The 14239-nt window shown below is 41.6% G+C and carries 12 protein-coding genes; 6 read left to right on the forward strand and 6 right to left on the reverse strand.

Translation table 11 applies throughout. The annotated features are described in order from the left end of the window. Nucleotides 1-120 precede the first annotated feature (120 nt). The 4 genes from dhaK to A0J48_RS18545 all read left to right on the forward strand — a co-directional run bounded on the left by dhaK (nucleotide 121) and on the right by A0J48_RS18545 (nucleotide 3150). Complete coding sequence (gene dhaK, locus A0J48_RS18530; RefSeq protein ID WP_200325653.1) at nucleotides 121-1194, forward strand: dihydroxyacetone kinase subunit DhaK; 1074 nt, start codon at nucleotides 121-123, stop codon at nucleotides 1192-1194. 1 nt (nucleotide 1195) lies between these two features. Further along, nucleotides 1196-1840, forward strand: a complete 645-nt coding sequence (gene dhaL, locus A0J48_RS18535) for a dihydroxyacetone kinase subunit DhaL (protein WP_200325635.1) — start codon at nucleotides 1196-1198, stop codon at nucleotides 1838-1840. A 392-nt stretch (nucleotides 1841-2232) separates the two neighbouring features. Continuing rightward, a complete protein-coding gene (locus A0J48_RS18540; protein WP_200325637.1) occupies nucleotides 2233-2466 on the forward strand; it encodes a cyclic nucleotide-binding domain-containing protein in 234 nt (77 codons plus the stop codon). A 36-nt stretch (nucleotides 2467-2502) separates the two neighbouring features. Then, nucleotides 2503-3150 carry a ceramidase domain-containing protein gene (locus A0J48_RS18545; RefSeq protein WP_200325639.1) on the forward strand — a complete coding sequence of 216 codons (648 nt, stop codon included), beginning with the start codon at nucleotides 2503-2505 and terminating at the stop codon, nucleotides 3148-3150. Between the two features lie 109 nt (nucleotides 3151-3259). Here A0J48_RS18545 and A0J48_RS18550 read toward each other — a convergent pair whose 3' ends face one another. The 6 genes from A0J48_RS18550 to tyrS form a co-directional block, all read right to left on the reverse strand. After that, the gene (locus A0J48_RS18550) at nucleotides 3260-4996 is read right to left on the reverse strand and encodes a R3H domain-containing nucleic acid-binding protein (protein ID WP_200325655.1); all 1737 of its coding nucleotides are present in this window, start codon (nucleotides 4994-4996) and stop codon (nucleotides 3260-3262) included. Between the two features lie 47 nt (nucleotides 4997-5043). Beyond that, complete coding sequence (gene ldpA, locus A0J48_RS18555) at nucleotides 5044-6207, reverse strand: circadian clock protein LdpA (RefSeq protein ID WP_200325641.1); 1164 nt, start codon at nucleotides 6205-6207, stop codon at nucleotides 5044-5046. Nucleotides 6208-6304: 97 nt separating this feature from the next. After that, on the reverse strand, nucleotides 6305-6913 hold the full coding sequence (locus A0J48_RS18560) for a hypothetical protein (protein WP_200325643.1): 609 nt from the start codon (nucleotides 6911-6913) through the stop codon (nucleotides 6305-6307). Between the two features lie 338 nt (nucleotides 6914-7251). Beyond that, nucleotides 7252-8775, reverse strand: a complete 1524-nt coding sequence (locus A0J48_RS18565) for a cytochrome P450 family protein (protein WP_200325645.1) — start codon at nucleotides 8773-8775, stop codon at nucleotides 7252-7254. A gap of 662 nt (nucleotides 8776-9437) precedes the next feature. Next, complete coding sequence (gene pyrF, locus A0J48_RS18570) at nucleotides 9438-10157, reverse strand: orotidine-5'-phosphate decarboxylase (protein WP_200325647.1); 720 nt, start codon at nucleotides 10155-10157, stop codon at nucleotides 9438-9440. A gap of 29 nt (nucleotides 10158-10186) precedes the next feature. Further along, nucleotides 10187-11383 carry a tyrosine--tRNA ligase gene (tyrS, locus tag A0J48_RS18575; RefSeq protein ID WP_234301013.1) on the reverse strand — a complete coding sequence of 399 codons (1197 nt, stop codon included), beginning with the start codon at nucleotides 11381-11383 and terminating at the stop codon, nucleotides 10187-10189. 173 nt (nucleotides 11384-11556) lie between these two features. Between tyrS and A0J48_RS18580 the strand changes: the two genes are divergently transcribed. Then, nucleotides 11557-13479, forward strand: a complete 1923-nt coding sequence (locus A0J48_RS18580; RefSeq protein ID WP_200325649.1) for a transglycosylase domain-containing protein — start codon at nucleotides 11557-11559, stop codon at nucleotides 13477-13479. A 388-nt stretch (nucleotides 13480-13867) separates the two neighbouring features. Beyond that, nucleotides 13868-14191: a DUF1825 family protein gene (locus A0J48_RS18585; RefSeq protein WP_200325659.1), complete on the forward strand. Its 324-nt coding sequence runs from the start codon at nucleotides 13868-13870 to the stop codon at nucleotides 14189-14191. Nucleotides 14192-14239: the final 48 nt, after the last annotated feature.

The raw sequence follows: 14239 nt of genomic DNA on the forward strand, positions 1-14239 counted from the left end.
AGGTGACAGGTCACAGTATTTTCTATTCCCTATTCCCTATTCCCTTGTTTAAGCAAAAATGCTGAAATTTGGTGCTACGAAAGTTTATCCTAAGTTTTAGCACCTTTGCCAACATCAATTATGAAAAAGCTGATTAATCAACCAGATGACTTTGTAAGAGAAAGTCTAGCAGGAATGGCTGTTGCTCATGCCGATTTAATTAAAGTAAATTATGAGCCTACTTTTGTCTATCGAGCGGATGCACCTGTGCAGGGAAAGGTAGCAATTATTTCTGGTGGTGGTAGTGGTCACGAACCTCTGCACACTGGTTTTGTGGGGAGGGGAATGCTCGATGCTGCTTGTCCTGGAGAAGTTTTCACTTCACCGACTCCTGATCAAATGTTAGCCGCAGCGCAGCAGGTAGATGGTGGTGCTGGTATTCTTTATATTGTTAAAAATTATAGTGGTGATTTAATGAACTTTGAAATGGCGACGGAGTTAGCCAGAAGTGAAGGCATCCGCACGCTCAATATTATGATTGATGATGATATAGCCGTGAAAGATAGTTTGTACACCCAAGGAAGAAGAGGTGTGGGAACAACAGTCCTGGCAGAAAAAATTTGTGGCGCAGCCGCAGAACAAGGATATGATTTGCAACAGGTGGCTTCTTTGTGTAGAAGAGTAAATCTGCACGGACGCAGTGTAGGTGTGGCGCTGAGTTCTTGTACAATTCCTGCCAAGGGTACACCGACTTTTGCTTTAGGTGATGATGAAATAGAATTAGGGATTGGGATTCATGGAGAACCAGGAAGAAAGAGAGTTACCATGAAATCAGCAGATGAAATTACTGAGTTTTTAGTGCATTCCCTGATTAATGATACTGAATATAGTCGCACTGTGCGGGAGTGGGACGAAACCAAAGAGGGATGGATAGATGTGGAACTGTTAAATAAACCCCTGCAAAAAGGCGATCGCCTCTTAGCTTATGTTAACAGTATGGGTGGGACTCCCATTTCTGAACTCTATCTTGTCTACCGCAAACTAGCAGAAATCTGTGAACAGGAAGGACTGCACATAGTCCGCAATCTCATTGGCCCCTACATGACATCATTAGAAATGCAAGGTTGCTCCATCACACTGCTGAAGTTAGACGACGAGATGCTCAAGTTATGGGATGCACCAGTAAAAACGCCAAGTTTACGCTGGGGAGTATGAAATGGTTACTCAGGTGCAGATAATTCAATGGTTAAATGTATTTGCTTCTGTCATTGAACATCATAAAGAAGAATTGACAGAATTAGATGCAGCCATAGGTGATGCTGATCATGGTATCAATATGGATAGAGGTTTTAAAAAGGTCAGCAATTTGCTACCTGGTCTTGCTAGTAAAGATATTAGCACCATCTTCAAAACCGTCAGCATGACTTTAATTTCCAGCATTGGTGGTGCTAGTGGTCCTTTGTATGGAACTTGGTTTTTAAGAGCTAGTTCTGCTACTGCTGGTAAAGAAGAATTAACTGAACAGGATCTGCTGTATCTATTACAATCGGGTTTACATGGTGTAATTGAGCGTGGTAAAGCGCAGTTGGGAGATAAGACAATGGTGGATGTGCTTTCTCCAGCTGTGTTGGCTTTTGAACAAGCCGTTAACGAAGGTATGGAAACAGTGGCAGCTTTGCGGGAAGCGGTTTCCGCAGCTGAACAAGGTTTACAAGAAACTATACCGATGGTAGCTAAAAAAGGACGAGCTAGTTATTTAGGCGATCGCAGTGTGGGACATCAAGATCCGGGAGGTACTTCTGCTTATTTTATGCTGCGAAGTTTATTAAAGGTGGTGGAAGGTTCTAAACATAGGGGGTAGGTTGTAGGGTGTAGGGGCTAGTAACTGAATCAAAAAATTCTTAACTGAACTGTATTAGTTTATAGCCCACATTCCGCACCCACAACTGTCACATCCTAAAGAAACCGAGTTATTTAGTATATAAAAACTAATTAATGGGAGAATTGACTAGAATTTATTAGAGATAAATAGGAATTATTATTATTAAGTTAGATATACAGTTAATAAACACGACCAAGTACAAAATTTTGGGTTTTTCCCTGATATTGTATCAGTAGGATAAGACTGGCTTAATTGGTTTAATACTTGTTGAATTTCTTCTGCTGTTTGGGCTAGATTCTGTTTTTCTGCTCCGTTTCATTTTATTTTGGAGTGTTATTCCCGGTTGAATTTATTCATCTTAAAAATTAATAATGTATCAAACACTCTTAAACACCCTTAATCAATATGTTATCCTCAGTCCCAAACATCAAGAGGAACTTAAGCAGCTAGTTAAACCACAAGACTTGCCCAAAGATAGCGTTCTTTTAAAGAGTGGTGAAGTTTCCAATTATTTGCACTTTTTAGCAAAAGGATCTGTGAGGGCAATTTATTACAGCGGCAGTAAAGAAATCACCGCCTGGTTTGGCTTGCAATTACTTACTTGAAAAACAAAATACCTACGCATAAAACATAAAAAATCTATGAATGACTACATTGATCTCTACTGCGAACGCATCATTCCTGGTTTATGGAGTGAACCATTTAATGCCATATCTAATATTTCTTTCTTCATTGCCGCCGCCGCTATTTGGCATGTAGCAAAGAGTCAACAAAAAATACCCATTGGTATTTGGATATTAATTAGTTTAGCTATTTCAATTGGTATCGGCAGCACTCTATTCCATACCTTTGCAACAAAATGGGCAAATCTACTAGATGTTTTGCCTATTATGTTCTTTCAACTTTGTTTTTTATGGCTTTATAGTCGTCATGTCATGAAGATGAAGTATATCTATACTGGATCTTTAATCATAGTTTTCTACTTTGCCAGCAATTACAGTAAGCAATTTACAAATTTGTTTAATGGTTCTCTTTCCTACCTGCCAGCATTTTTAGTTTTACTTGGATTTGGCATTTATCATTTTCAACAACAAAAGTGTGAAAGATTTATTTTACTAGGAGCAGCAGGGGTTTTCCTTTTAGCTCTATCATTTCGCAGTTTTGATCAGATAGTTTGCTATGACTTCTCAACAGGTACTCATTTTATTTGGCATCTTTTGAATGGAATTTTGCTGTATTTATCAGCAAGAGGGCTAATATTAAATTGGTCAATCAAAGCAGAAACATAAATAAGCTCATCCCATCTCTTTTAGGGGCGGTATTTCACGTTGACAGTCAACAGTCAACAGTTAACATATAAATCCCCGAATTCTCTAAGCTTTCGGGGATATTGTATGTTTACGCCGGATAAATCCTTAACCGTCGGTTTGGTTCTTCTCCAAAACTATGGGACTTGAGCCGATAATGTTCTACCAACTCATGCTGCATTTTTCTCACTTGGGGAGAACGGGGTAATAACTCCACAGGTTGACCTTTAGGAATGACTATTTGCTCAACCGCCAGTCTAGCTTCTTCCAAAGCGTCTATTTCATCATCACTGCCATTGTGCAGCAATAATTGTAATTCTCGTTCATCGCCAATTTCTGGATCTTCCATATTCAGCAACCGCCGCAAACCACGAGTAATTTGGGGAATGGTGCTGGACTTAATCACATGAATTGGTACATGACGAGCCTTCGCCATTTGCCTTAATTTAGCGTGGTTTTTGACGTGCGATCGCAACGCTAAAATTGCATCAGCACTATCTATGTCTTTTGTCAATACCACCGGCAAAGTTAACACACTAATCACCTGTTCCAGTTGGTGACGGCTCACCCCATAGGGGTAAATATGCAAAGGCAAATCTTCCCCATTTGGCCCTGGTGATTTAGTCTGACTGAAATCAATACTTTCAGAATAATTGAAAGATTCATCTAACAGACGGTCAAACTCACTGCGTCCTGTCACCCGTTCCCGTTCTAGAGATAGGGGTGGTAGAGCCACCATTTGACCAGAACTACGCCAGCCATTAACCTGCTTCACAGATGGGAAAGATTCTTCCTCACTAGCTAAATTGCCACCACGACCATTAACCACAGATAATTGTCTGGTAATCACCACTTTGCCATTTTCATCCACACTCCGCGTTTGTGGGTTGGGTTGACGACCCCGTAACAAAGTATCCACTGTGTCGGCTACGCTTTCATGCACTACCCATCGCTGTCGTTCCATCATTTCCACAGCAATCTCAAAGGTAGGTGGAGCTTTACGTTCCAAAACGGTCTTTTGTGAACCGCGTCGTCTCGCTTCATCATCTCCCAGGGTAACAGCTTGAATACCTCCCACCAAATCAGACAAAGTGGGGTTTTTGATCAGGTTTTCAATTTGGTTGCCGTGGGCAGTACCAACTAATTGTACACCCCTCTCCGCAATTGTACGGGCTGCTAGAGCTTCCAGTTCTGTGCCAATTTCATCAATGACAATTACCTCCGGCATATGGTTTTCCACTGCCTCAATCATTACTTGATGTTGTAATTCAGGCTGGGCTACTTGCATCCGCCGAGCGCGACCAATGGCCGGGTGAGCTATATCGCCATCACCAGCAATTTCGTTAGAAGTGTCAATAATCACCACTCGTTTATTTAAGTCATCTGCCAACACACGGGCAATTTCCCGTAAAGCCGTGGTTTTACCCACACCGGGACGACCTAACATCAGTATTGATCTGCCAGTTTCTACCAAATCGCGGATCATGCCAATAGTGCCAAATACCGCCCGACCGACACGACAAGTTAAACCAATAATTTTGCCTGTGCGGTTACGGATAGCACTAATGCGATGTAAAGTTTGCTCAATTCCTGCCCGATTATCTCCACCAAAGGTTCCGACTCTTTGAATGCAATCATCTATTTGTGCTTGAGTGACGGGAGTTTCGCTCAGATACTCAGCAGCATGGGGAAACCGAGCTTCTGGGCGACGACCTAAATCCAAGACCACTTCTACTAGATAATCTCTTTTGGGATGATTCTCCAGTTCTTGTCGTAGGTCTTGGGGTAAAATGTCCAGTAACTTTTGGAGATCGTCTGTAATCGTCATGCTTTCTATGGTGAGAGATGGTGACGTTGTGAGAGATAACATAAGAGCTATGAACGCTCTGACTGTGACTTAATCTGGGAAACGAGAGAACGAGCAAGTTTCACAGTTTGCCATAGTAGTTCCGGTTCATCTTCGAGGCGTAGATTTGCCTTGACACCAGTGGTACTCACCTCCTTATTTTCTAACTGTTCAAGAATTGGTGACAGCAATACACGGGCATAACTGCCGTAGGCCACACCGGCAATAAAGGCAGGAGGGCGGGGTGCGGGGTGCAGAGGAGAGGTATTTTCCCCCTTACTCCCTGCTCCCTGCTCCCCTGCTTCTTTCAGCATTCCCATCTCCTTCAGTTTAGGAACAGTGTAGCTATTAGTACCCCCTGCTAACTGCACATATCCCGGTAGGTTTGCTGCCAAAACTTTTTGTCCTAGTTTCACGGCTGCTATGGTAGTGCCATCGCCGATGTCACCACTCATAGAGCGCCCGTCTGTTTGCCAAACTAAAAATTGAGGACGGGGTGTGATGATGTCATAAATTGCTTGCAGGTAATCAATTAGTCCTTCACCATCATTGCAACTGATAGCTATTAACTTTAATTGATCTGCCCAAGGAGCGATAGCTGCCCACAAACGCTGGAATTCTGCCAAACGCCCTACTTTTGTGTGAATTTCTATGGCATCTATTCCGGTTGATACTATCAATGGTGCGATCGCTCCTGGAGTTGATACATAAGATGCTACATTTATCATCTCATAAGGACAAACTGGAAGGCAACGACCGCAGCCATAACATTTTTCAGCAATAATTCCTGAAAAGCTATCTTTTATATCGTTAAACACAATTGCTTGTGCTGGACAAATTTTTTCACAGGGTCTAGGGCAATCTACTGGACAATAATTAGCATTAAATTCTGCTTTTCTAAAATGCGGATCTTCTCCGTCGTTTAGGCTAACCATTAGTAAAGGCAAATCACCTTTAAAACTAAAGCCTTGCTTTTGGGCTTCCTCAGCCAGAGCCTGGGCTGCTTGTAAACCTGCTTGAGCGGCGGCAATTACCGCTGGATCAGCAGCAACATCTATGCAGTCAGCACCCGCCAAAGTGTAGGCTAAGGTTAAACTTCTCACCGCAGGTAGATGTTGGAAACTGGCTCCACAAATCAACTTGAACCAGTGACCTTGTTTTAGGGATTGTAAAGGGGCTAACAGATTAGTCACACTTCTATTATGCTTTTATTGCTATCAAAATAGCAGCCCTTGACCAAGAAAAAATTTTAGGACTTAGGCATGAGATAGATTTTTTAATTTTTAATTTTTAATTTTTATTTTCATTGCAGTCTCGTAGCCACAGTTTAACACCTTGAGCGATCGCACCGTTACTACTGTCTCTAGGTGGTGCTATGGGTTGTTTGACTGGATATTCACCTGTTTGGGTAAACATCATCACCACTTGCCAACCGATTTTGGCTTTAGTTAACAACAACCAGTGAAATTCCTGTAATTCTACTGCTTTTTTATCTATGTATTTTCGTTCGTAGGTAGTAAAAAACACCTGTTCTACTCCCTCTGATTCATACTTGTTAGGCGTATCAATGCCAGGATTTAAAGGTAAAGGCTGAAACTCAGGTTTTCCTGCTGCCAGAATATAAGTATAAATATCAACACTTCTACTCAGACGACGAGCGCGTTGGGCGGCACGGTTGGCGTAGCTAGGTAAATCTCGCATTAACTGAGTAGTTAAAGTTTCTAAACTTTGTTCTGAGCAAGAATTACTTACCTCTGAGTTGACAGGTTTGGGTGTGAGATTTTTAGAAAATGCAGGATAGTCAAAGCCACAAAAGACAAACAGCCAGCAAGGACATAGTATTACCAAGCCCCTCAATACCAACCAGCTATTTCTTCTCCTTGGGCTTTTTGTATTCATGAGATAAAATTTACACCCTTGATCTTGATTTTTTTACATCTCGTACCACGCATTTTACCTGATGATAACGACAATATTTCACATCAATCTCAAGTCCAGTAACATGAAAGTTGCCTGATTCTGCGAACTGGAAGCTCGCAGAATTGTTCAATGAACCAACTAAAGGCTCTCCACCATCAGGCGTGTATCTGGTAATATATCAATTTCAGGTATAAAATAAGCTTCATCCGCTACCCGATTAACCGCATTAATTGCCGACACAACAAAGATCACACAGCAAAATTTTTTCACACTCGCCCACCAGTCAACAAACTTGCATTTTTAGGGCGGGGAGTATGTCAAGGCTTAGTAAATCCGATATCGTCCACAACTACTGCTGTTGGTCCTACGGGAACTTTCTCCGAGGCGTTTTTCAGTTTGTAGAAATCAATTCTTTCGTTCCATACTTTTCTGAGAAAATCCTTAATCACCTCAACAGTGAATAGCTCACCAGGACAGCGCCGATATCCAAACCCAAAAGGTGCATAACCTGCATAATCACACACAGGACTCGCTGTGCCATTAGTAACGCCATAAACTGTACCAAATGCACTATTGGTTATTTGGGTATTTCTGCCATCCCGTACAAAAAATTGTTCCTGGTGGAAAGGACATTGAGCAAAGCCGATTTCTCTTGATTTAACTTCGTTAATTTCTTTGCTGGTTGGTGCTGTTATGTAGCGATCTGGGTTAAACCTATCTGGGTCTTCCCAGTGTATGTCATATTGGCTAGTCTCCTTGTGTGGAGTAACGATATAGCCATATCTGTCGTATAGTGGCTGATTGGTTTCATTGATACAAGAGACACTACCAGAATTAGGTGAAATCGTGCGGAATAATTCCATCACGAATCGATCAAGGGGGGTAAAGGGTGAATAGTTTGCATTGTCATAGTCGCTTGTCATGGTCTTTACAAACCACTCTTTTACCTCTGGATCTCCTATGTCTTTGGCAAGCCTAGATATAATATTGTAAATAGTATTTCCCCACTGACTGAAAGCAACAAAATTGTGGAAGCACTCGAAAGCAATATCTTCCTTCCTGAAATTTTCATCTGTGCCATCATGGCTATTTTTCAGCCAGTAATACACGAAGGTTCGCTCTGGATTATAAATCCTTTCATATTGTACGTCTTCAATTTTATGGTCAATCCAATCTTGTAAAAGTTGGCGAAGGTCACGCACCTTCATGTAGTTTTGATAGACAATTTTTTCTGTCGGCATCAAATAGGCTAGGACTGTATTAAAACTCATTCCTATTTCCCGAACTTCGATGGGAATGTCATAACCTGCGACACCAAGGTGTAAGTTCCAGTACAGGTCGAAATAGCTGTCTAAATACTCACGCATCAGGGGCTTACCAATATTCCTTGTATCCAAAAGATCGTCAAAAAACTCAACCACCTTTTCCCGATACTGGGAGTGATATAAATCGAAGGTAGTAGCAGAATGGTAGATTCTTTTGCGAAGATTATCAGGACCCCGGTTGTCGTAACCTTGGATAAATACTGACAGACCTTGTTCGGGATTAGGTTTCCATTCCTCATATAACAAACCCCACAAGTAATAAGGTAGAGCAGCCTCCTTATCAAATTTTTTCGGGTCGAGCATGGGGAGGGATAATCTTTCTCCTTGATAAACCGTTGTTAATAACAAGGCAGGTATGATGACGTGCCTGGTATATTGATATGAAAAGGATAATCTTTCAAAAAATTCTATAATTGATTGCTCTTTTTCAGGAGTCATTGCCATTAAATCTTCCTGAATTTCATCTGGAAGGTTATATAAAACTTCACTGCAATCTAGAATAGGGAAAAAAGACATGATTGAGATTCCTTATGATGTGAATTTAATAACCCAATGCTGCTGAAATTAATCTATCTTCAATCAAGAGGATTTTAGAAGTATCTTGCTTTCAACTAAATCAAACACTTTTTTCTTGACTGTAATGCACAGTTTAGAAGGAATTTGCAGAGAATTTTTCAGTATTTTTCAGGGAATTGAATAATTGTTATTTGGGGTAAATTTAGTTAAATTCAGTTAAATTCAGTTAAATTCAGTTAAATTCAGGTTGAAAATATTAGATGTTGAAAAATATAGCAGGACTCCTGAATCCTGCTATAAAACAAGTAAAAATAATCTATAAATTAGAATATATGACTACTATTTGATTTATGAAAAAAACTCCGTACACCCAAATCTGCTAAAACCCTATTGCCTATTCCCTGCCTACACAAGTAAATCAGAAACCAAACCGAATTCCTATAGGTGTATTTCTTTGCTTCTACTCTACGAGATGACATTGGCGTAGCGTCTCGTAGAGAATTGAAGTTATGTTTTTGAGCCAAACAAAACAATATCTAGTTCATATCATGTCCAGTGGAACACTTACGATATATGTTGGGACAGGGAATAGGGAATAGGGAATAGGGAATAGCAAATATCTCCAACACTTTTATATCGTAAGTAATTAGCCGAACTGGATATCATTGATCGGAATGTAATTCCTCAGTAATTTTCTGCCAAGCTAACTCAGGGTCAGATGCAGCAGTAATAGGACGACCAATTACTAGATAATCTGCACCAGCTTGTATAGCTTGGGAAGGAGTGAGCGATCGCTTTTGATCTCCTTTTTCTGCCCAACTGGGACGCACTCCTGGACAAACGAATAAAAAGTCATTGCCACAAGTTTCTCGCAGTTGTGCCACTTCCTGGGGAGAACACACGACCCCATCTAATCCTGATTCTTGAGCTAAAAGCGCCATTTGTAAAGCAAATTCCGGTAATTCCAGAGGAATTTTTAAATCAAACGCCAACTGTCTAGGGGAAATGCTAGTTAATAGCGTAATAGCGATTAATTTTGGTGGTTTAGTCCCTGCCTTTTCTGCCCCTACTTGCACCGCTTCCGTTGCAGCTTTGAGGCCATCTTTGCCATTAGTAGCATGAACCGTCAACAAATCTACTCCATAACTAGCCGCAGCACGACAAGCACCTGCAACAGTGTTGGGGATGTCGTGAAATTTCAAATCGAGAAAAATCCGCTTTTGTCGGGATTTAAGAATTTCCAGAATCTGCGGACCAGTGCTAGTAAACAACTCCAAACCAACCTTCCAGAAAGTAACTTGAGGAAGTTTCTCCACAAGAGCGATCGCACTTTCCAAATCTGGTACATCTAAAGGGACAATAATTCGTTCATCTGCGTTCATCTGCGTTTATCTGCGTTTCATTAACTTAATCATGGAACAAGACGGATAAAATTCTTTTTACCCACTTGCAAAACCTTACCAGCTAAATCCCCAGGTGCGGCAAAAGTTGTATCCACATCAGTCACCTTTTCCCCATCTAAGCGCACACCACCCTCTTGAATTTTCCGTTTACCTTCGGCGGTACTTTTACATAAACCAGTAGCACCGAGAATAAAAGCTAATTTAACGGGAAATTGAGTAATAGCAGCCAGAGAAAACTCAGGTAACTTCCCTTCCTTACCACCGCTTTTTGCAGCCTCCTTGGCTTCATTTGCTGCTGCTTCCCCATGATACTGACGGACAATTTCCCATGCTAAAAATTCTTGGCGATCGCGTGGGTTTTCTGGCAAACTATCCAAAGGTAAATCTGTCAGCAATTCAAAATACTGTGACAGTAAATTATCTGGTACAGCTTGGAGTTTTTGATACTTTTGGGAGGGATGTTCAGACAAACCCACATAATTACTTAAAGACTTAGACATCTTTTGTACACCATCAGTACCAATCAAAATTGGCAGCAGTAGCCCAAACTGAGGCTTAAGACCAAAATGGCGTTGTAAATCTCTGCCTACAGCAATGTTAAATTTTTGATCAGTACCACCCAACTCCACATCAGCTTCAACTGCCACAGAATCAAAACCCTGCATTAATGGATACAAGAATTCATGCAGAAAAATTGGATTCTCTTTTTTGTAACGTTCGGCAAAACCTTCCTTGGCTAACATTTGCCCCACCGTCATAGTAGAAAGTAACTCCAAAATCTTCCCTAAATCTAGACGGGACAGCCATTCGGAGTTATAACGTACCTCCAATCTACCAGGTGTGTCGAAATCTAAAATAGGACGTACTTGATCAAGATAAGTTTGAGCATTTTGCGCCACATCTGCCTCTGTCAGTTGACGACGCACATCAGATTTGCCAGTAGGATCGCCGATCCGGGCAGTAAAATCACCAATAATTAAAATAGCCGTATGACCAGCATCTTGAAACGCTCGCAGTTTTCTTACTGGTATACTATGACCCAAATGAATATCCGCACCCGTCGGATCAATACCCAATTTCACCCTTAAAGGACGATTCGCATTGACTAAACGCTTTTCTAAACTTTCAGTTTCATGATCATCATTGTGGGGTTGAGGAAAAATTTCTGCCACACCACGATGCAACCAAGAGAAATTTTGAGTCATACTATAGGATTCGCTATTAACTACACTTTGCATTTGAGAAGTTAAGTTTTTTATGTTCACCAAAAAACTATCCGTTCTCTGCTCTGCCAAACTACTATAATTGCAAAAAATTAACCGTCTTTTTCCATTTAATGAACTACATTTAAATTTACTAGTGAGGAAGTGATATAGCCGTGTCGTCTAGGACTTTTGAAGACAAACAGCCACAACAGCAGGCTTCAGCTGGATTTGAATTTTTTAAAGGAGTGGGTCAGGTAACTGGTGCTACTCTGCTATCTATTACGTTGTTGACAAGCTCTATTGTAGCTGGAGGACTAGTTGGCCTAGCCATCAGTTTCCGGAATTTACCAGACGTAAGACAACTACGTAACTTTTTTCCCTCAGAAACTACTTACATATACGATATTAAAGGTAAATTATTAACAAGTGTTCACGGTGAAGCTAACCGGGAAGTTGTACCCCTGGATAAAATTTCCCCAAATCTGAAACGGGCAGTATTAGCCAGTGAAGATGGTCACTTTTATAGTCACCACGGCATTAACCCTACAGGTGTGGGTCGGGCTGTGGTAGTGAACTTAGTAGCAGGTGGTGTGAAGGAAGGTGGTTCTACCATCACCATGCAGTTAGTAAAAAACCTGTTTTTGTCTCACAAGCGTGCTTTTACTCGCAAGTTAGCCGAAGCAGTTTTAGCAATTCGTTTAGAACAAATTCTCACCAAAGACGAAATTTTAGAAATGTACCTCAATCAAGTGTATTGGGGTCATAATAACTACGGTGTGCAAACAGCGGCTCGTAGTTACTTTAACAAATCAGCGGAATTTTTAACTCTGGGTGAGTCAGCAATGATGGCGGGTTTAATTCAAGCCCCAGAAGAATTTAGCCCCTTTTCTAGCATGAAGTTGGCAAAACAGAAACAAAAGGAAGTGCTGGGGCGGATGCTGGACTTGAAATGGATCACCCAGAAAGAATATGACGATGCTCTCAAGCAAGAAATTAAATTAGGAAGAATTAGGTCATTTCAAGGTAGCGCCCTACCTTACATCACCAACACCGTAGCCCAAGAATTGGCCAGAAAGTTTGGACGTGATGCACTGCTAAAAGGTGGAATGAGAGTACAAACTACTGTTGATGCCAAGTTCCAAATGATGGCAGAGGAAACGGTCGTTAAGTGGCATCAAACTCTACTGGGTCAAGGGTTATACAAGAATCAACTTGCTTTAGTAGCAATTGACCCCCGCACACATTTTGTGAAAGCCTTAGTTGGTGGTGTAGATCCTAAAGCGAGTGAATTCAACCGTGCTACCCAAGCCCAACGTCAACCGGGATCTTCTTTTAAACCTTTTGTCTACTATGCTGCCTTTGAAACTGGCAAATATGGACCCGATAGCACAGTTATAGATGCTCCAGTTAGTTACAGAGATGGTAATGGTTGGTACTATCCCAGGAACTATGATGGTGGTTTCAGTGGTGCTATGTCCATACGCACTGCTTTAGCTCAGTCTCGAAATATCCCTGTAATTAAAATTGGTAAAGCTATAGGGATGAATAAAGTAATTGAAACTTGTCGGACTTTGGGCATTATGAGTCCGATGGAACCTGTGACTTCTCTGCCTTTGGGTGCTATTGGTGTCACTCCCTTAGAAATGGCTAGTGCCTACGCTACTTTTGCTAATTATGGCTGGCAATCACCAGCAACTGTCATTGTCAGAGTTACAGATAGCACTGGTAATGTGTTACTCGATAACACTCCTAAACCCCAACGAGTTCTTGACTCTTGGGCTTCAGCAGCAATTATAGATGTGATGCAATCTGTAGTAACTAGTGGTACGGGTAAAGGCGCTGCCCTTGACCGACCAGTGGCTGGTAAAACAGGTACAACTTCTTCTGAAAAGGATATTTGGTTTGTAGGTACAGTACCACAACTGACAACCGCTGTCTGGGTAGGAAGAGATGACAACAGACAATTATCTAGTGGTGCGACTGGTGGGGGTATGGTTGCTCCTATCTGGCGTGATTTTATGGTTAAAGCCTTAAAAGACGTACCAGTTGAGAAGTTTAAGTCACCTTCTCAATTCCCACGCCCTAGGTCAAATTAGAAGCAGGAGGCAGGAGGCAGGAGGCAGGAGGCAGAAGGCAGGAGGCAGGAGTTCAGGAGTTCAGGAGTTCAGGAGTTCAGGAGTTCAGGAGTTCAGGAGTTCAGGAGTTACAGGAGTCCAGGAGTTCAGGAGTTCAGAAGAATAAGAAGAATAAGAAGAATAAATTTTTCTCCCCCTGCCTCCCCTGCTCCCTGTTCCCTGTTCCCTGTTCCCTGCCTAAACGAGAAGACTTTCTCAGCAAACCCTACATCGGTCAAGTAGTGGAATTTCGGTAAACAACCGTACTAAACCCGAAGCTTATTCCCCAGATGAGTCCCCTAGACTAAAATATGAATAGAGGAAAAATTTTAAGTTACTGAGTTATAGAACTCAGTTGAATAAAAGCAAAATGGGATTCTTCGACTCTGAGATCGTTCAGCATGAAGCCAAGCAGCTATTTGAAGATTATCAATCGCTGATTCAACTTGGCAACAACTACGGCAAATTTGACCGCGAGGGCAAAAAGCTGTTTATTGAGCAAATGGAAGGGATGATGGATCGATATCGCATCTTTATGAAGCGTTTCGAGCTATCAGAAGACTTCATGGCACAAATGACTATCCAACAACTCAAAACTCAGTTGGATCAGTTTGGTGTCACCCCCCAACAAATGTTTGAGCAGATGAATATCACTCTGCAAAGAATGAAAGCAGAATTAGAAAAACAGTCATGACAGGGAACAGGGAACAGGGGAGGCAGGGGAGCAGGGGAGGCAGGGGAG

The organism is Sphaerospermopsis aphanizomenoides BCCUSP55 (assembly GCF_001586785.1).
Lineage (GTDB): Bacteria > Cyanobacteriota > Cyanobacteriia > Cyanobacteriales > Nostocaceae > Sphaerospermopsis_A > Sphaerospermopsis_A aphanizomenoides_A.

Excerpts from the sequence above, each read along its gene's own strand:
- dhaK (WP_200325653.1), top strand. The coding sequence starts at position 121 with ATGAAAAAGCTGATTAATCAACCAGATGACTTTGTAAGAGAAAGTCTA.
- dhaL (WP_200325635.1), top strand. The coding sequence starts at position 1,196 with ATGGTTACTCAGGTGCAGATAATTCAATGGTTAAATGTATTTGCTTCT.
- A0J48_RS18540 (WP_200325637.1), top strand. The coding sequence starts at position 2,233 with ATGTATCAAACACTCTTAAACACCCTTAATCAATATGTTATCCTCAGT.
- A0J48_RS18545 (WP_200325639.1), top strand. The coding sequence starts at position 2,503 with ATGAATGACTACATTGATCTCTACTGCGAACGCATCATTCCTGGTTTA.
- A0J48_RS18550 (WP_200325655.1), bottom strand. The coding sequence starts at position 4,996 with ATGACGATTACAGACGATCTCCAAAAGTTACTGGACATTTTACCCCAA.
- A0J48_RS18560 (WP_200325643.1), bottom strand. The coding sequence starts at position 6,913 with ATGAATACAAAAAGCCCAAGGAGAAGAAATAGCTGGTTGGTATTGAGG.
- A0J48_RS18565 (WP_200325645.1), bottom strand. The coding sequence starts at position 8,775 with ATGTCTTTTTTCCCTATTCTAGATTGCAGTGAAGTTTTATATAACCTT.
- pyrF (WP_200325647.1), bottom strand. The coding sequence starts at position 10,157 with ATGAACGCAGATGAACGAATTATTGTCCCTTTAGATGTACCAGATTTG.
- tyrS (WP_234301013.1), bottom strand. The coding sequence starts at position 11,383 with ATGACTCAAAATTTCTCTTGGTTGCATCGTGGTGTGGCAGAAATTTTT.
- A0J48_RS18585 (WP_200325659.1), top strand. The coding sequence starts at position 13,868 with ATGGGATTCTTCGACTCTGAGATCGTTCAGCATGAAGCCAAGCAGCTA.